The organism is Vibrio cortegadensis, from assembly GCF_024347395.1.
In the GTDB taxonomy this organism is placed as follows: domain Bacteria; phylum Pseudomonadota; class Gammaproteobacteria; order Enterobacterales; family Vibrionaceae; genus Vibrio; species Vibrio cortegadensis.
In genome coordinates this window covers 781,737-799,111 of record NZ_AP025473.1, presented here as the reverse complement: position 1 = coordinate 799,111, position 17,375 = coordinate 781,737, and the positions used below count along the sequence as shown (strand labels likewise).

The following is a 17,375-nucleotide window of genomic DNA, read 5'->3' as shown; positions in this document are numbered from 1 at the left end:
ATTCGCTCCTTTTTTTATTCCTTGATAAGAATCATGATTGGAATTGTTTAATCAAGCGTTGCAGTGCTTCTATGTCGTCCACTAAGCGGCTTGTACGAGCAATGGAACTCTCAGATGTTGCAGATGTTTCATCGGCCAGTTCTTTAATATTCGCCACATTGTGATTAATCTCATTAGTCACCGTAGCTTGCTCTTCAACCGCAGCAGCAATTTGATGGCTACTGTCAGATACCTTGAATAACTTCTCGGATATTTGATTCAACACTTCGCCTGTATCATCTGCACGCATTTTACATTGTTCAGACAACACTTCACCACGCTCCATTGCGCTTACTGCCTCCGTTGCAGTCTGTTGAAGCTGAGTAATCATCTCTTGAATCTCATTGGTTGAATCGCCCGTTTTCGATGCTAGATTTCGAACTTCATCAGCAACAACGGCAAATCCACGCCCTGCTTCACCTGCTCTGGCCGCTTCAATTGCAGCATTCAAAGCCAGTAAATTCGTTTGATCCGAAATACTGCTGATCACTTCAAGAATACTTTCTATTTTCTGACTATTTAATGAAAGTTGATGTATGACCTTTCTTGAATTATCCAACTCGCTTGCAAGTTCATTCACCGAATTAATCGTCGCGGATATACACTCTAAACCTTTGGCTGACTCTTCATTGGCTTCTTCAGTAAGCCTTGAAGCAGCAGCTGCGCTACTTGCCACTTCATGGATTGAATGCGTTAACTCTTCAACAGCGGTGGCTACCTGCTCCGTTTCTTGGCATTGCTGATTTAAACTTTGCCCCATTGACTGAATCGTTCCAAATTCATCTTCAGCAGAGATCAAAATCTTTCCAGCAGTGTCTGTCGCACGCCCCGAAACCGCTCGCAACTCAGATTTTTTCATCAATAAAGCAAGCTCGATTTCAGAGTAATCATCAAAGCAACCAGTGTAAGGTTTTTCCATTAACGGATTGGAATATGAGTCTTGAGCTATTTTTCTAAGCACTTTAAAACGCTTGTTCTGAAGCGCTGTAACGCCCCCAAGAGCACACGTTAATACAAGTCCAATAGCACCGAATAGTATTTGTTGTTGCGAAGCAATTAACCCAACAAATAACGCCAAAAATGCAGCAAAGAAAACATACTGAATAAAATGATAAGAAATGCGCTTGCCAATATTCATCTTCCCTTTGTTCATATTGGCATAAAGTTGACCGGCACGTTCAGTTTGAGCTTCTGTTGGTCTCGATCTTACTGATTGATACTCAACCGTTTCGCCATCTTCACCTTTAATCGGAGTAACAAAAGCGGATACCCAATAATGCTTATCACCTTGGCATTGATTTTTTACCAATCCCATCCAGCTCTTTCCTGCTTTCAAGTATTGCCACATTTGTGCAAAGGCTTGCTTGGGCATATCACTATGGCGCACTACATTGTGAGGCTTACCGATCAACTCATCCATTTCATACTCAGCTACGTGACAAAAATCATGGTTAGCATAAGTAATTAAACTTGAAGGATCGGTAGTAGATATTAAATTTGCATCTTTTGCATATTCTTTATTGAAGTCATTTCTCATATGTGACTTATTCCTACTAAATAATCCTTTATTGATGATTTTGTACATATAACATGTAAAAAAATCACCAATAATGATTACTATCAATATAAGCCATAAATTTATAAATATTCTCAATATTAAGATTTATTGCATCTATTTATTTTTAAATACCCACTTAAATCAAACAAATTACTTCAATGCATCGACTCTATTTGTCAGCAGGAAACACAACGCCCGTTTGAGATCTAATTTCAGTCAGTACTTTTGCCACAAGTAAAGAACGATCTCTCGCTTGAGTATTTACAGTATTGGCCCTGACCTGCTCAGCAAAGATATTTACTTCATAGAACATGCGATTTTCTTGTTGCTCTACGCTTAAATCCGTTTTCAAACCACCGCGCTCAATCTTGATTACATCATTGCAAATTGAGATCATATTAACGTGTAAGCAAGCTTGCTCACCTTGGATCTCACTTGGAAGAAACGAGTCACTGGTTTTTGAATGGAGTATGGTTGCATCGAACCCATCATAACCAAGAATTACACTTCCATTTCCATCCACGCCTGAATCCAGTAAGTGTGCAGTGGCTTGAATCGATCTCGGCTCACCAAACAACTCTAATGTAGCACCTAAGCAGTAATAACCAATGTCCATGATTGAACCATTAGAGAAGTCAGGATTAAACGTATTTGGATTGTCACCGTTCAGATATTTTGGATAGCGCGATGAATACTGGCAATAACTGATGAGCGCTTTGCGGATTGGGCCAATCTGTTGGAGGTTTTGCTTAAGAACCTGAAAGTTAGGTATAAACGGGGTCATGAATGCTTCAAAAAGAACCACATTGTTCTCTTCTGCTGTTCTGTACATCTCTTGCGCGAGTGCATAATTAGAGGCTAATGGTTTTTCACAAATTACGTGCTTCTTTCCTTTTAACATTTGAATCGATTGCGGGCCGTGAAAGGAGTTCGGACTTGCAATATATACCGCATCAAAAGCATCAGAGATGGCGAATTCATCTAATTGATCAAAACAATGGTTCACATCATATTTGGCGGCAAAGTTTTCTGCTTGGACGAGGGAGCGAGAGTAAACGGCTGTAAGTTCGAACTCTCCCGTTTGCAACGCGCCTTGGATAAATTGCTCTGTTATCCAGTTAGTTCCAATTACTGCAAGCCTAATCATAATCTATATCTTCTCAATAGGTGTTTGCCGTAATTATGCCTTGTATTGCTCTTTTCGTCAGTGGTTTATAGCATATACAAAAAAGCTCATGGCGACTTGGCACATGAGCTTTAGAATTACTTATCGAATCTTTGCTTTGAAGCGATCAGTTACGATAGCTTAAAGAACGACAGTTGTTGTTTTTGTTGCTCAGCAAGACGAGATAACTCATTACTTGCGCTTGCACTCTGGCTAATTCCTGCAACATTCTGATTCACAAGTTCAGACATGTTCACCACATTACGGTTAATATCTTGAGTCACTTGCGACTGCTCTTCTGCTGCTGTTGCCACTTGAGTGTTCATGTCGTTAATATCAGTCACAGACTCTGTGATACCGACTAATGCATCATTCGCTTGACCCGTTAACGCTTTATTTCGCTCTAGCATATCTAAGCTCGTGAGCATGCTCTCATTTGCTAGACCTGATTGATTTTGTAACTCTTCGATGATCGTTTGGATTTCTTGTGTAGAATCTTGCGTACGTGCCGCAAGTAAACGAACTTCGTCTGCTACAACAGCAAAACCACGGCCAGATTCTCCAGCACGAGCGGCTTCAATGGCGGCATTCAGTGCTAATAAATTTGTCTGTTCAGATACACCACGAATCACTTCGATAACATCATTGATCTGCTCTGACTGCTCTTTTAATTTGCCTACAACTACTGCCGCATCACTTAATGCTGTGCCCATTTGTTCGCTAGCGTCAGCACTTTGAGCAAATACATCCAAACCAGCTTTCGCGAGCTCATCCGCTTGACGGGCCGTTGAATCTGCAGCCGTTGCGTTATCACTGACGTTATCAGCCGTGCTCGACAGTTCATTAACCGCCGAAGCCACTTGTTCGATTTCACTTAGCTCTTGGTTTGCATTCGATTCTGCTTGGGTCATTACGGCCGCAAGCTCTGTTGATGCAGAAGCAACGTCTTCACTGATACGAGTCAAAGCCTCAACTGTGCTATGTAATTGAGCGGCTGTCGTATTCACATCTCGGCTTAATTGAGCAATTTCATTGTCACCATCGCTATCAGCACACACTGTCAGGTTCCCCTGGGCTAATTCACGAATAACAACTTGTAGTTTTTGAATCGGCGATACAATCAAACCAGATAACCACCAAGCAACAACAAGAGAACCCGCGAATACAGAAAGCACCATCAAAATCGCGTTGATTTCAACTTGCTCATTGTTCTCTTCACTTTCGCGCATCGCTTGGCCTGCCGCAGTATTGACTTGTTGCGACAGTTTATTGATTGACTCAACCATAGTTTGGCCAACATTGCGGTAACCAGCAATGAAATCATCATTACTTTGGTTCAAAGACAACCCTTGATCACGGCGGTTGAAGTAAGTTACCGCTCTCTCTGAGTACGAAACATAATCTGAAATGGCTTTACGAACAACACTGACTTCACGACTAAAGGTTTGTCGGTCATCAATTTTATCAAGTTCTATATTGATTGCCTGCATGCCACTTTTTAGCTCAGTTAAAAAGTTTTGGCGGCGAGATGAATCATAGATCGAATATACAGCACTGATTCTAAGGGGATAAACTCTATCATCGATTTTTGCCAATTCATCCTTGTAGAAAACAATAGAATCAACATTTTCACTAATGATCTGTTGCTCTGCATCTAAATTGGATTTAGTGACCCATAAGGAAATAAATAGTGATAGGGCTGTAAATAATACTGGAAGCAGTATTTGAAACCGGATAGATGTGTTTTTTAGCGATAGCTGCATTAGTACCTCGATCTGTTGATTTATCGTCCTTGCGCAGAAATTCCTTTAAATTCTGGGCGCAAATATAGATCTAAATCACACTTTTGTCTAGGTATAATTCCACTAGTTTCATACACTTATTGACGATTTTATACAGCCAAATTATTGGCTATGACAGTATCTCGACATTTTCTTCCACCCAAAGAAAAACCCACTAAGCTTTCACTTAGTGGGTTTCCTATTCTTACTCGCAGCAATCCAGCTACTAAAAGTGCTCCATGCATCGAATCCTTGATAGTGTGCTGTAATCCTTCAGCGCAATCCATTTCATCGCCATCCTAGCGGTGTCCTTGGCTATCCAGCCTGTTAACTATCCTAGTTAACGCTCTTCACTTATCCTTAAGTGGTGTCCTTTATCCATCATCCTGATGGTATTTTCCTCAATCCTAGAGGTGGTCCATTAACTTTCCATAGTGCAACCATCCAAGTCGCATAGCTTCCAGCTAATGTCCTTTGCTTTCCATGCCAATAATTCTTCCTGAATTATCGAATCTTCGTCCTGAAGATGACCTATCCTTGGGTCTTTCCTGTTCCGTGTCTGCATCCTGCTGACAACATTAAGATTACGCCAACTTGAGTTTTCGACAATGATAAAATGCAGATATTTATCCAAGCATCATATTTAAATATCAACAAATAACTTATAAAACAACATCTTAAAACCAACACAAGCTATCGTCGGCGTAATATAGTGACTTATACTTACGAGCTTGTAAGAGATCTCTTACAAACGATAGGGAGCAACTCTTATATTAGTAAATTCTCAACTACAAAATAGAGAGATCCAAATCACATTATTTTTTCATCCGAACGATTGTCCTGGCAATTCACTCTCAAAACCCATTCTTGTCACCTGCTTTACAATCCTCATGCCTACCTATAAGTAATCTAAGCAAAAACAACAATTCTGGGATTAAGTAAGTTACAATTTGCATTCACTAATGATCTGGGCTTTTTTTTGTGACCATCAATACCTCTGCTAATTCCGTCATCGTACTCGATTTTGAAACAACAGGACTCTCCCCCAACCAAGGTGACCGAGCCATTGAAATTGGCGCGGTACATATACAAAATGGGGAAATTGTTGATACTTTTCAGCAACTCATGAACCCAGGGTTCCGAGTGAGTGGATTTATTGAGGGTTATACCGGCATTACAAATAGGATGCTCCAATCCGCAGCGCCCTGCGATGAAGTCATGGATCAATTTTGTGATTTTATTGGAGATCACAATTTGGTGGCGCACAACGCCTCATTTGATCAACGATTTTTAGATGCTGAATTGAATTTGATCAATCGACAATATAGTGGGAAATTCGCCTGTTCAATGCTAATTGCACGACGACTCGTACAAGAATCTCCAACTCATAAATTGGGCGATTTAGTGCGATTTCTACAATTAGAGAATGATGGCGTATTTCACAGAGCATTAGCCGATTCAGAAATGACCGTTAACTTATGGCTCTACATGATCAACAAACTTATGGATCAGCACAACATCACTGACCCAAGCTTCCAGTTCATGCAGAAGATATCGAAGACAAGTAAATCTAACATCGGAAAGTTGTTAACTAAGAAGTAAAAACATAATTAGAACGTATGAAATGTGCTGTGAGTGCTAAGTTCATAGGAGCTAAGTTTGTAGGAGCTAAGTTTGTAGAAGCTAAAGCTTCACAGCACACAAAACATTAGAAAACGTTCAGATTAGACTCAACAATCAATCCTAAGCCAACTCTAGTTTGCCTGTGGTTGTAATCAATCATCGACTCGCCATATCCTTCCCACACTTGGAAATACAAGCCAGCAAATTTTGACAGAGGATAAGTGTACCCAACCTCAACATGGCCTTTATCGGTGCTAAAGTTATAGGCTGTTTTTAATTTAAAGTAGCCCGCTTTACCATGGTATTTCATCCACACTTCATAAGGTGGAATAAAATCCTCGATGTCTTTATTGTCTTTAAGGTTCGTCGCGTACCACCCCTGAAGGCCGAAATCTAATTTGGTATTCACACGTTCAATCGCAATATACCCCATATCCCATGAGCGACTGGTAAGCGCTTCTTTACCATTTGATTGGTGCCTATAACCATATTCAATATTGTTGAAAATACCGTACTTACCTTGATGCATCATGAACATCTGAGGTTTGTAGTTGGTTTCACGAAAAGGTGAACTGGCATCGGTATTACCAAGTTGCCAAAGCGATAGTTGAGTATATGAGGCCATTAATGTCCCATATTTCATTTGCACTAACGGAATGGCGAGCGAAAACTGATATTTAATCTCAGCTTTACTCATTTTATCCGCTTTGTTGTCATATGCTTCATCATAAACTTCTTGGTTAATGTCACTGGTGTAAGTTTGCATGAAATAGGTGTCATCGTAGATCGACAAGCTTTTATTAGATTTTGCATTTACGCTTACCGGTAGCGCTGCGCACAGAGCGATTATGACTATCGCTAATTCGTGCGTTCGGACAAATTGGATCATTTTTAACACCATAACTTAAGGGGCAGCTGCCTTTATTTGTAAATATTATCAACCTTTGCAGTGGATCTCTAGAGATCATACAAAGAAGATAAGTAAATACTCAACAAGCAATAGGTGTCACACGAGTTCGAGATCATTGAATAACTCAAACAGTTGGTGAGATTTGTAAGGTTTCGGTAAATACGCATCCATCCCTGCTTCAAAGCAATGCTGGATATCTTCGTCTAGCACGCTTGCCGTTAGCGCGATGATTGGCAATTTAGTGCTCCCCTGCTCTACTTCCCACTGACGAATGAGTTTTGTTGCTGTCAATCCATCCATTACAGGCATCATACAATCCATCAAAATCGCATCAAACTCTCCACCTTGAGTGATGGCATCGACGGCTTCTTGTCCATTACTGGTAATAAAATAGTCATACCCCCCCTTTTCTAGAAAGAAACTCGCAATTTTTTGATTCATTAAATTATCTTCAACAATCAAGACTCTCCGGTTCAACCCTCTTGTTTTTCCAACAGGAACCGTCTCTGCATTGATGTCCGAATGATTGATTTTTGGTCCCCTATTCTCGACCAATGTATGCAGATGATTTCTAAAACGATTACCTAAAAATGGAAGCGTTATTTGTCCATGAGTACCTAAACCTGCCACAGGTTGTTTAAATAGATGATGCTGACAAACCAAAATCATGTTGCTAGGGTAACACTGCTGTAATTGTTGCAAGCACTTACTCAATGAGTGGTGAACAACATCGCAGTACAGCACCAAATCAACGTCATGTTTCACATCTAACGCTTCTTCAGTGCTATGAACTTCAATGATATTAATCCCCAACAAATTGCATTCTGTTTTTATCTGAGACGTATATGTGAAGTGGTTATTGACTAATAAAGCACGTTTCAACTTGAGAGGTTCATTCCTGGCCTCACCTTTGAACGCCCCAACTGCAATTGAAAATTCAAAACAACTACCGACATTCTTGGTTGATCGTGCATGAATCGATCCCCCCATCAAGTTGACTAACTGTCGACAAATAGCAAGGCCTAATCCTGTCCCCCCAAACTGCCTAGTGATGCTGCCATCAGCTTGGGTAAACGGTTCGAAAATAGACTCCAATTTTTCGGCCTCAATGCCCATTCCGGTATCCGCTACAGAAAAATATAATTCCGCGCTTTCTGCACTGATTTCCTTATACTTCACTTCTGTTTTTATATGGCCGTTACGAGTGAATTTAATTGAATTAGACAGTAGGTTCATTAAAACCTGTCTGACACGGTGATCATCTGTGAATACCTGATCAGGAATCGCGGGATCAATGGAAATGAGTAGCTCTATATTTTGGCTGTTCGCTTTCGACAAGATTAAATTAACCGAGTCGTATACTGCTTCCTTAATATCAGAACCATGAGGATTTAATACCAAATTTCCGGACTCTATCTTGGATAAATCGAGGATGTCATTAAGCAGTACCAAAAGGGAGTGAGACGAAGAGTCTATATCATTAAGAACTTCCTTCTGATTCGAATTTAGCTGACTGTCAGATAAGATCTCTGTCATCCCGATAATACCATTCAGAGGCGTTCTTATTTCATGCGACATATTGGCTAAAAACGCACTTTTCGCCTTATTCGCTAAAATAGCCGACTCTTTAGCCGCCAATATCTGCAACTCATGCTCTTGCTGGAAAAGTATGATCTGATTAACTCTAAGAGCAAACTTAGTAAACTCATCATTTCCATCAATTTTTATTTGTTGAATTTCGCCCTTTCTCTCCTCAAGTGCCGACATCGTAGTTAATATTTTAGCTAACTTTCGATTAACTCGTAGAGAAGTGCTGGCTCCTAATATGCAAAGCATCACTATCACAAGCCCAACAAGTAAAGATAGTATTATTACTAAGCGCTGTTCGGACTCTATACGACTGGCTAGGTTCGACGATAACTGAGATGAAAATTGATTGATCGCTAACGACAGTGACTCATAACGTTTTTCTAAAAGAGCAGCATGCAGTGTAAAGTCCGAGCCTTTTGTATCATTCGCTAACACTTTATTCCGAAAAGCTTGCCCACTCTGAAAGTCGGTTTGGGAAAATAACAGAAGCAATTTTTCGACCTGCTCCTTACTTGCTCCGGAAGATATAAACTGTTCAAGATACTGCTGCTGCCTTTCGATGGCTTGATATACAAGAGGTGAGTTATCGAGTAGATGATCAGGATTAATCGCTAAATCACTAATTAACCATGCCTCTTTCTGAAGCCAGTAAGATAGCCAGGACAGATCATCTAAAGCGCGATCTGAAATGTAAGTAAATTCAGATAATGGAATGAACGATGACTGACTGACTTGCTCCAAAAGATCGCGAGTTAAATCAAAGATCCAATAGCCTGTATCCGTAACTTCAGTAACCTCTAAAATAGCGAGTTCATCGATAGCGTCTTTTAACTCATCAACATTGGATTTGTGCTCTTCAAGGATTTGATTATTAGCTGAACTTGTAAAATAAAACTCCACTTTCTCCAATTCAATATTAATCGGCTGTGACAATTCATTATTGCGAGAGTGGGTATTTAAGGCTTTACGTACTAAATTAGATACATTATCTACCGATTTCATCGCTTCTATTTTTTCAGATAAAATAGAGTACCGTTTCAATTTTTCTTTATTACTGAGAATCTTATCTACGGCAAACGCACTGATTATCAACGCTGAAATTGATGTAATAATAGTCAAACGAGCTTTTATTGATAATTTGGTTAATATTAGCATTATTCTCGTCCTTGAAAGTAACACACCCTAGCCTACAGTTAATAATAGACATAAAAACGATTCTTAATCATGAATTTTATATAATAATAGCGTTAAGGTTAGTTAATCTCCGATGAAAACGTCTTGGCTGTCACTGATTTTTGTTACTTTAATCATTGCTTTTGCATCCCCTGCAACAGCTTATCAGTATGTGATTTTTTCTTTAAATTCAGAGATAAAGCCACTATCCAAAAGCCAAACAAAAATGCTCTACCGCGGAAAAACAAATCATATCCAAGGTATTAATGTTCATTTAGTTGATTTACCAACATCTTCTAAACACAAAGAACAATTTTATCGCGCGTTATTAGGTAAAAACCCGAACCAAATGCAAATAATATGGGCTAGACAATCTTTTTCTGGCCGTGCAAAAGCACCATTTCAATTAAGAAAAAGTGATACTAGTTCCATTCTTTCTTGGCTAGAAAAGAATTCGACAGGTATTGCCTATTTACCGATAAAAGAAGTACCTCGCAACGTCAATATACTTTATATAACTAAAAAAGTGGATTAATCATGAAAATAACCACACTTATATTAATGGCTTTATTCACACCCATTGCATTTTCACAAGTGCAATTAAATGATTCATTACAACTTAGTGGATTTGGTAGTTTTAGCTTAGCGAGAACAAATCAAGACACTCCTATTTTCACTAAGAGAATGATTAATAACGATTGGTGTTTTGACTGCGATACGATATTAGGAGCCCAACTTGATTTGGATTTCTCGCCTCAATTACGAAGTTCCATTCAAGTAGTTAAAAGGCCCCAAGATGATTTTTCTGAGCCCGAACTGGAATGGGCGTTTATTTCTTATCAGTTTAATGATTTCAGTATCAAATTGGGTCGCTTAAGACTCCCACTATTTATGATGTCGGAATACTACTATGTTTCCCATGCCTATCCTTGGATCCGACCTCCTCAAGATGTCTATGAAAGTATTTTAGGTATCACACACTATGATGGTCTTTCATTTGGTTGGGATCACTGGATGACGGATGACATGCAGCTGCATTTGTCTCCTTTTGTAACCGTCCCTCATGAACAGCACTACAACGCCTATGGCTTACAATTGTCGATTAAATCTCACTACACTTTCGGATTATCTGCTGATATCTACTACGACGATAACGCTATACGACTCGCTTACCTAAAAAGCTCATACACACAAACACTTAGCCAAGGTGAAAGAACCGATGAAGAGATCGATATGATCTCTTTAGGTTGGAACCAATATTTCCATGGTTTCAATCTACTCATTGAGACCGTTTTTACCAAAGAGCTGCACTCTAATTGGTACATCAGCGTGGATAAAACCTGGAACAACTGGACGCCATATTGTCAATACAGCCAACAAAGACGGATAGCCAGTAGCGAATCTCTGTTATGTGGTGTCAAATATTCGCTGCTAGCTAATTTGAGCATAAACATGGAATTTCAGCATATCTACGGACAAAAAAATGCTCTCAATGGACACTTTACTCAAATCCAAAAACCAGAGGACGGGATAGAGAATGAAGTTCAACTCTATACTTTAGGATTATCGTTTACTTTTTGAGTTGATAACCAGACCAGCATCTCATCAATAGCTAGGGTAAAGTACACAATTACATTACAAATGGTGTGATAAAACCATATCATCGAGAATTAAGTCTCGCTATATTTAAATGTCAATTCCCTATTAAGCAGAATGAATAAGCTTTTAAAGCCTAGAAATCAAAGGTTTTTCACTATAAATAGCTTCATTATTTTTACTAGCAGATTAAGACTTTTGCAATTACAATTCCGCCACATAAAAACAACAACATAAAAACACCCCCAATAACCCCTGAATGTTTAGATCCCCCTACAATCTAAATGATTCGAGAACGTGAAAGGTCCTGAGTAAAAATGAGTCCTGAGAAACATCTTCTAGACTGGCAAACTAGCCAAACGATTGCCGAAACCGTATCTCCCACTCTTGGTCAACTGTATAGAACAAAAGGTGTAGAGGTTATCCTTTTTGGGAAACCACTGGTCAATGCTACTACCATAGAATTTATCAAAGCCCACCGTGTTGCGCGACGCTACACAGGCACAACACTTTCACCTGAACAAACCCTCCCATTTATTCAACATTTATCATCCATGGATCTTTCCCCATGTAGAGTCGATGTAGGCCAACTTGCTCACCAATATTGGACGAATCATGACGATACGGATGCTCTAGCAGATTTTCTTCAAACCGCACTGATTGATGCATTAAATGGACGAAAATTAGAAGCACCTCGTGACGTTGTTTTATATGGGTTTGGTCGAATCGGCCGTTTGCTGACTCGCTTACTTGTTGAAAAAAGCGGCCCTGGTTACCCTTTGCGATTACGTGCAATTGTCGTTCGTGGCGGGAAAAAAGGTGATCTGGAAAAACGTGCGAGTTTGCTCCGCCGAGATTCCGTTCACGGTCCATTTAACGGCAGCATTATTGTCGATGAAGAACGTAAAGCCATTATTGCGAATGGCAACTACATCCAAGTTATTTATGCCAACAAGCCTGAAGATATTGATTACACCACTTATGGTATCAATAATGCCCTTGTTGTGGATAACACCGGTGTATGGCGTGACAGCGAAGGCTTAAGCCAACACGTGGCGTGCAATGGCGCAGACAAAGTGCTTCTCACCGCACCAGGAAAAGGCGATATCAAAAATGTCGTATTCGGTGTAAATGAGAAGGATATTCAAGCTGAAGATACTATTATTTCAGCTGCAAGTTGCACCACAAATGCGATAACTCCCGTTCTTAAAGCCGTTAATGATAAATATGGCATCACTTCTGGTCATATTGAAACCGTTCACTCTTTCACTAACGACCAAAATTTGATCGACAATTTCCACTCCGGCGATCGTCGTGGGCGCTCTGCATCATTGAACATGGTTTTGACATCAACTGGGGCAGCTAAAGCGGTAGCAAAAGCGCTACCTGAATTAGCAGGAAAGCTAACGGGTAATGCGATTCGAGTACCAACACCAAATGTTTCGATGGCGGTGGCAAATCTCAACTTGAAATCTATGGCAGAAAAAGATGAGTTAAACGCTTACCTACGTGAAATGGCACTCTCTTCTCCATTGTCAGCTCAAATCGACTACACAGATTCTACGGAAATAGTGTCTAGCGATTTGGTAGGATCTCGTCATGCTGGCGTTGTCGATGGTGTAGCAACAATTGCTCAAGATAATCGCTGCGTACTTTATATTTGGTACGATAATGAATTTGGTTATAGCTGCCAAGTTGTTCATTGTATGGAACAGATGATGGGCGTGCGATACAAAACCTATCCGATCGTTAAATAAGCGACTCATTAAATGAGCTGAGTGAAAAATCAGCTCATTTAAGATACAGCGCAAAGAATTAAACTCCACGCTTAAAACAATGAGATACACTCCCCCGCATTTGCCGCTCTACGTGAGCGGCTTTTTTGGTATTCCAAATAGAACTAGTCGTAGCATTGATATCGTCTTCATCAAAATCTACATTCGTTCATCTTTTATTCATATTAGGTACGCTAGATTAGAGTCAGAAATAAGAGAGGTTAATATGAAAAGAATATTGGTTACTGCATTTGCGCTATTCGCTGGTTTCATGGCATTAATTACTAGCTTGCTACTTGCAATCCCACTAACCATCGCAGCGTTAGTGACAGGAAAACGAATTCAAAATCAGATGCGCGCTCAGGGTTTCAATGCGACACCCGAGAACGCACATGTCATTGAAGGTGAATTTGAAGAGATGTCTTCAAAATCTGGAAGCTAAACCATCCACACCACTCGTGCGGCAAGAAGAATAAGCACCGCACCTGAAAGGCGATCAATCAGTTGAGCTCTAGAGCGTAGCTTATCTAGCAATCTAGGGCTCGATAACATGAAGGTTAAAAAGGTATACCACAAACCATCAACTAAAAATGGAGTCGCAACAATAATCGCTTTACTCGCGGGTTCATCCCCAACTGCGACAAATTGACTGAATAACGCAATAAAAAATAGAGCGATTTTTGGGCTCAAAAGTGAAATCAAGAACCCTTCACGAGCGGATTGCCACACGCTGACTGTTTTCCCTGATTCAAGTTTTTCAGCCACTCCCCCCTTTGATCTCAACGCATTAAAACCTAAATAAGCCAGATATAACGCGCCTGCATAGCTAATGGTTTTAAAGATAATTGGCGACTGCTGCAATACTACCGCCAAACCAATTAAGGTCACAAACGCATAGATACCAATGCCAAATGCATGTGCCCACGCGGTCGCTAACCCATTCTTACGCCCACCAGCTAAACTGTGCTTCGCAACCATTGCCAAGCTCGGACCTGGGGACATGGCCCCTAAAATACAAATTGTGAAAAGTGATAACCAAACTGTGAATGTCATAATGTTCTCCTAGATACTGAATTCACAGTAACAAGTCTCTGCTATTAATTGAAATCAAACATAATCATATCGCTCATGATTTTAAAACATACCCTATCGAGTATTCTGATTTATCCAGCACTGATTTAATCATCTCTCGACCCCACTGGTGCGCAGGATCTTGGTCGTATTTTGGGTGCCAAAGTAACCAATATTTGTGAGTCGGTGTTTCTACTGGCAATGGTAGATATGAAAGTTCAATAAGCTGCGACAGGTTATGTGCAATATGAAATGGAATCACCATCAAGTAGTCGCTTCGGCAGAGCGAATTAAAAGCAGCAGAGAAAAAAGGAACCGTAAGGGCAATGTTTCGTGCGCGTCCAATGTCCTTTAAAGCTTTATCAATATAGCTATCTTTATCCCCTCCGCCAGAAACTCGAATATGGGAATACGCTAGCATCTCTTCAACGCTCAGAGCGGTATTACGATCAAGCGGATGCCCTTTTCTCATCACACACACCGAGCGATCTTCTCCTATTTGTACGCTTGATACGCCTGCGGGTTTCTCTGGCAGCATAGTTGAAGCTAATTGAATGGGCCCTTCGGCAAGTTGACTCAAATACTCTGGTAGCCACAACTGATAATGTAAATTCACTTTCGGAGCTTGAGTTGCAAACAGTTGAGCAATTTCTGGAAGAATATATTGGGCGACATAATCACTTGATGCCATCACAAATTGATCATCCCATTCTAATGGCTCGAAGGGTTTATCATCGATAAGCGTTTCAAATTCACTAAATAAGTCCACCAGCTTAAGTGACAACTGTTCGGCTCTTGGAGTGGGGATAAGTTGATTCCCATCTCGAACCAGCAAAGGATCGTCAAACCACTCTCTTAATTGACTCAGTTGACGGCTGACGGCGGATTGAGTGATATGCAAACGCTCAGCAGTTCGACTGACGTGCCTCTCTTCTAACAACACATAAAGTGAGCGCAACAGGTTAAGATTCATTTTATTCAGCATATACAACCTATTAATTGAGCCGCTCGGTAAGAGAAATAGACCATCTATTTTTTGTCTTTCATCTGTTTATTGAAAAATTCATTCAATACCGCGTGTGTCATTAAGTGACGAAGTTCAGGGTAAGTATGTAAGTGATCACGAATCTCATTGATCCGAGCCATACTACACGCCTCCACGTACAACATCATATCGGTTTCACCGCTAATTGCATGACACCACTGAACTTCGGGTATTGCTTCAATTTTCTTTGCATAAGATTCGCAGCAGTGTGTAGAACTTGATGTATCAAACTTTAATGCCAAATATGCTCCAAGACTTGTTCGTTCAGACTTTGCTTCTGCAAGCTTCACCTCATAACCGAGAATGACACCATCATCTTCTAGCTTTTTTATTCTCGCGGTTACAGCAGAGCGCGATAGATTAATGTCACGAGCTAACTCACTCACCGAACACCGACCATTAATTTTCAATATGTCGATGATCTGCTGATCAAACTTATCCAAGGCTCACTTCCTTATGCTTATGAATGTTATGTGTATTCCAGTCCATTTATTATTTATCCACTTATTACGCAGACTTATTTCTAATTTGACACAAAAAATAACATCCGAAAAGTAGGCAATATGACTTTAAGCGCAAAAGATAAAAGTCAAAATGACGGTGATATGAGACGTTTTGGTAGCTGTGTCCATTGCCAATCCAAGGTATGCTGCATTTAATCTGAATTAACATCTTATCTATACAGCGAATTGATCGTTCACATGCAGCGCATTTCCCGTTAGATCATTTTTCAAGGAACGATTAATGAGCCAACTAAAACAAGAGATCACCTTATTTTCCGGGATCGGACAACTTTCGACGACTCTACTCGGTACAGGGCTATTCATGATCCCCGCCATTGCGGCAGGTATCGCAGGGGAGGCCTCTTTGTGGGCATGGATAATACTCTTCATCGCTATTTGCCCTATTGCTCTCACTTTTGCCCAACTCGGTAAACGTTATCCTAACGCTGGCGGTACGGCCTATTTTGTTAGACAAGCGTTTGGCGTGAAGTTAGAGCGTAGCGTTGCGTGGTTATTTGTCAGTGTCATTCCTGTCGGGCTTCCTGCGGCCATTGAACTGGCTGGCGGGTTCGCCCAACAACTGCTCCCCTCTCCGCTCAACAATGCCATGTTGGCGCAAGTGTTAACGATAGCGCTACTCATTATTGTCAGCTTGATCGGCAGTAAATCTTCAGGCCAGCTACAAACCGTTATCGCTTTAAGTATCTTTTCCTTAGTTGGCGCTTTCTTCTGGGTCGGAGATATCGGCACACAAGACTTAACGATGCCCGCATTAACCTCTGATTCACTCTGGTCCATTGGGGCGGCCTTAGGGGTTATGTTCTGGTGTTTTGTTGGGATAGAAGCGTTTGCTCATATGGGAGAAGAATTTAAAAACCCTCAACGTGACTTTCCGATTGCGATCATTGTCGGCTGCTTTGTTGCAGGGGCGACTTACTGGGCTTGCTCAGTCGTGATACTAAAATTCAATGCTTATGGCAGTGCCGCTTTTGATAGTACTTCGATCCCTTGGCTGAGTGAGCACCTGTTTGGTTCTGGGATAAAAACCGTCATCAGCCTACTCGGGTTCTTTGCCTGCTTTGCCAGTATTAACCTTTACACGCAGAGTTTATCCCGAATGATTTGGGCACAAGCGAGGCAGCATCAACCAGATGGGAAACTGGCGAAAGTATCCCGCCGAGGCGTTCCTGCTAATGCCACTTATCTGGTTGGCGGTATCCTATTGATTTCATGTATCGCTGGGGAAATATCTGGTATGGATTTGGAGTTTTTCCTAAAGCTTGCCAACGGGATATTTGTATTTATCTATCTGCTCGCAATGCTAGCCGCTTTCCAGTTACTAACTGGGTTTGCAAAATGGCTTGCGGCTATCTCTCTTCTACTTTGCACCTTGGTTTTTGTCTGCTTAGGGTGGTCAATGCTGTATGCCATTACTATCTTTGCTCTGCTCTCTATTCCATGGAAGCGCATTTTCATCAATCGCTCTATTTCTTGGGATAAGAACCTTAGAAAACAAAAATAAGGCTTCACTGCGAGACAAACGATT

Annotated in this window: 14 protein-coding genes; 6 read left to right on the top strand and 8 right to left on the bottom strand. The window is 40.7% G+C overall.

The window, feature by feature from the left end; translation table 11 throughout:
• Positions 1–31 precede the first annotated feature (31 nt).
• The 3 genes from OCV39_RS17870 to OCV39_RS17860 all read right to left on the bottom strand — a co-directional run bounded on the left by OCV39_RS17870 (position 32) and on the right by OCV39_RS17860 (position 4,525).
• Entirely contained in the window at positions 32–1,576 is a 1,545-nt protein-coding gene (locus tag OCV39_RS17870; protein WP_261889577.1) for a methyl-accepting chemotaxis protein, read from the bottom strand.
• A gap of 190 nt (positions 1,577–1,766) precedes the next feature.
• Positions 1,767–2,744: a Gfo/Idh/MocA family protein gene (locus OCV39_RS17865; protein ID WP_261889576.1), complete on the bottom strand. Its 978-nt coding sequence runs from the start codon at positions 2,742–2,744 to the stop codon at positions 1,767–1,769.
• Positions 2,745–2,893: 149 nt separating this feature from the next.
• Positions 2,894–4,525 carry a methyl-accepting chemotaxis protein gene (locus tag OCV39_RS17860; RefSeq protein ID WP_113799838.1) on the bottom strand — a complete coding sequence of 544 codons (1,632 nt, stop codon included), beginning with the start codon at positions 4,523–4,525 and terminating at the stop codon, positions 2,894–2,896.
• A 999-nt stretch (positions 4,526–5,524) separates the two neighbouring features.
• On the opposite strand from OCV39_RS17860, the gene OCV39_RS17855 reads away from it, so the two are divergent.
• Positions 5,525–6,145 (top strand): 3'-5' exonuclease, encoded by a 621-nt coding sequence (locus OCV39_RS17855; RefSeq protein WP_017054600.1) that lies wholly within the window; start codon positions 5,525–5,527, stop codon positions 6,143–6,145.
• Positions 6,146–6,251: 106 nt separating this feature from the next.
• Here the strand turns inward: OCV39_RS17855 and OCV39_RS17850 are convergent, their stop codons facing one another.
• Positions 6,252–7,055: a phospholipase A gene (locus tag OCV39_RS17850; RefSeq protein WP_017054598.1), complete on the bottom strand. Its 804-nt coding sequence runs from the start codon at positions 7,053–7,055 to the stop codon at positions 6,252–6,254.
• 117 nt (positions 7,056–7,172) lie between these two features.
• A complete protein-coding gene (locus OCV39_RS17845; RefSeq protein ID WP_261889575.1) occupies positions 7,173–9,821 on the bottom strand; it encodes a hybrid sensor histidine kinase/response regulator in 2,649 nt (882 codons plus the stop codon).
• Between the two features lie 112 nt (positions 9,822–9,933).
• On the opposite strand from OCV39_RS17845, the gene OCV39_RS17840 reads away from it, so the two are divergent.
• The 4 genes from OCV39_RS17840 (at position 9,934) to OCV39_RS17825 (ending at position 13,652) form a co-directional block, all read left to right on the top strand.
• Positions 9,934–10,374, top strand: a complete 441-nt coding sequence (locus tag OCV39_RS17840) for a hypothetical protein (protein ID WP_261889574.1) — start codon at positions 9,934–9,936, stop codon at positions 10,372–10,374.
• Between the two features lie 2 nt (positions 10,375–10,376).
• On the top strand, positions 10,377–11,420 hold the full coding sequence (locus OCV39_RS17835) for a sulfate ABC transporter permease (protein ID WP_261889573.1): 1,044 nt from the start codon (positions 10,377–10,379) through the stop codon (positions 11,418–11,420).
• Positions 11,421–11,752: 332 nt separating this feature from the next.
• Complete coding sequence (locus OCV39_RS17830) at positions 11,753–13,192, top strand: glyceraldehyde-3-phosphate dehydrogenase (protein ID WP_261889572.1); 1,440 nt, start codon at positions 11,753–11,755, stop codon at positions 13,190–13,192.
• A gap of 244 nt (positions 13,193–13,436) precedes the next feature.
• Positions 13,437–13,652, top strand: a complete 216-nt coding sequence (locus tag OCV39_RS17825; protein ID WP_017054593.1) for an FxsA family protein — start codon at positions 13,437–13,439, stop codon at positions 13,650–13,652.
• Here OCV39_RS17825 and OCV39_RS17820 read toward each other — a convergent pair.
• The 3 genes from OCV39_RS17820 to OCV39_RS17810 form a co-directional block, all read right to left on the bottom strand.
• Positions 13,649–14,263 carry a LysE family translocator gene (locus OCV39_RS17820; RefSeq protein WP_017054592.1) on the bottom strand — a complete coding sequence of 205 codons (615 nt, stop codon included), beginning with the start codon at positions 14,261–14,263 and terminating at the stop codon, positions 13,649–13,651. The two genes, OCV39_RS17825 and OCV39_RS17820, sit on opposite strands and share 4 nt — an antisense overlap.
• 73 nt (positions 14,264–14,336) lie before the next feature.
• Positions 14,337–15,266 carry a LysR family transcriptional regulator gene (locus tag OCV39_RS17815; protein ID WP_261889571.1) on the bottom strand — a complete coding sequence of 310 codons (930 nt, stop codon included), beginning with the start codon at positions 15,264–15,266 and terminating at the stop codon, positions 14,337–14,339.
• 44 nt (positions 15,267–15,310) lie between these two features.
• Entirely contained in the window at positions 15,311–15,769 is a 459-nt protein-coding gene (locus OCV39_RS17810; protein WP_261889570.1) for an Lrp/AsnC family transcriptional regulator, read from the bottom strand.
• A gap of 301 nt (positions 15,770–16,070) precedes the next feature.
• Between OCV39_RS17810 and yjeH the strand changes: the two genes are divergently transcribed.
• Positions 16,071–17,351 carry an L-methionine/branched-chain amino acid transporter gene (gene yjeH, locus OCV39_RS17805; protein ID WP_261889569.1) on the top strand — a complete coding sequence of 427 codons (1,281 nt, stop codon included), beginning with the start codon at positions 16,071–16,073 and terminating at the stop codon, positions 17,349–17,351.
• The last annotated feature ends 24 nt before the right edge of the window (positions 17,352–17,375 follow it).

Excerpts from the sequence above, each read along its gene's own strand:
- OCV39_RS17845 (WP_261889575.1), bottom strand. The coding sequence starts at position 9,821 with ATGCTAATATTAACCAAATTATCAATAAAAGCTCGTTTGACTATTATT.
- OCV39_RS17830 (WP_261889572.1), top strand. The coding sequence starts at position 11,753 with ATGAGTCCTGAGAAACATCTTCTAGACTGGCAAACTAGCCAAACGATT.
- OCV39_RS17815 (WP_261889571.1), bottom strand. The coding sequence starts at position 15,266 with ATGCTGAATAAAATGAATCTTAACCTGTTGCGCTCACTTTATGTGTTG.
- OCV39_RS17870 (WP_261889577.1), bottom strand. The coding sequence starts at position 1,576 with ATGAGAAATGACTTCAATAAAGAATATGCAAAAGATGCAAATTTAATA.
- OCV39_RS17835 (WP_261889573.1), top strand. The coding sequence starts at position 10,377 with ATGAAAATAACCACACTTATATTAATGGCTTTATTCACACCCATTGCA.
- yjeH (WP_261889569.1), top strand. The coding sequence starts at position 16,071 with ATGAGCCAACTAAAACAAGAGATCACCTTATTTTCCGGGATCGGACAA.
- OCV39_RS17865 (WP_261889576.1), bottom strand. The coding sequence starts at position 2,744 with ATGATTAGGCTTGCAGTAATTGGAACTAACTGGATAACAGAGCAATTT.
- OCV39_RS17820 (WP_017054592.1), bottom strand. The coding sequence starts at position 14,263 with ATGACATTCACAGTTTGGTTATCACTTTTCACAATTTGTATTTTAGGG.
- OCV39_RS17850 (WP_017054598.1), bottom strand. The coding sequence starts at position 7,055 with ATGATCCAATTTGTCCGAACGCACGAATTAGCGATAGTCATAATCGCT.
- OCV39_RS17825 (WP_017054593.1), top strand. The coding sequence starts at position 13,437 with ATGAAAAGAATATTGGTTACTGCATTTGCGCTATTCGCTGGTTTCATG.
- OCV39_RS17860 (WP_113799838.1), bottom strand. The coding sequence starts at position 4,525 with ATGCAGCTATCGCTAAAAAACACATCTATCCGGTTTCAAATACTGCTT.
- OCV39_RS17840 (WP_261889574.1), top strand. The coding sequence starts at position 9,934 with ATGAAAACGTCTTGGCTGTCACTGATTTTTGTTACTTTAATCATTGCT.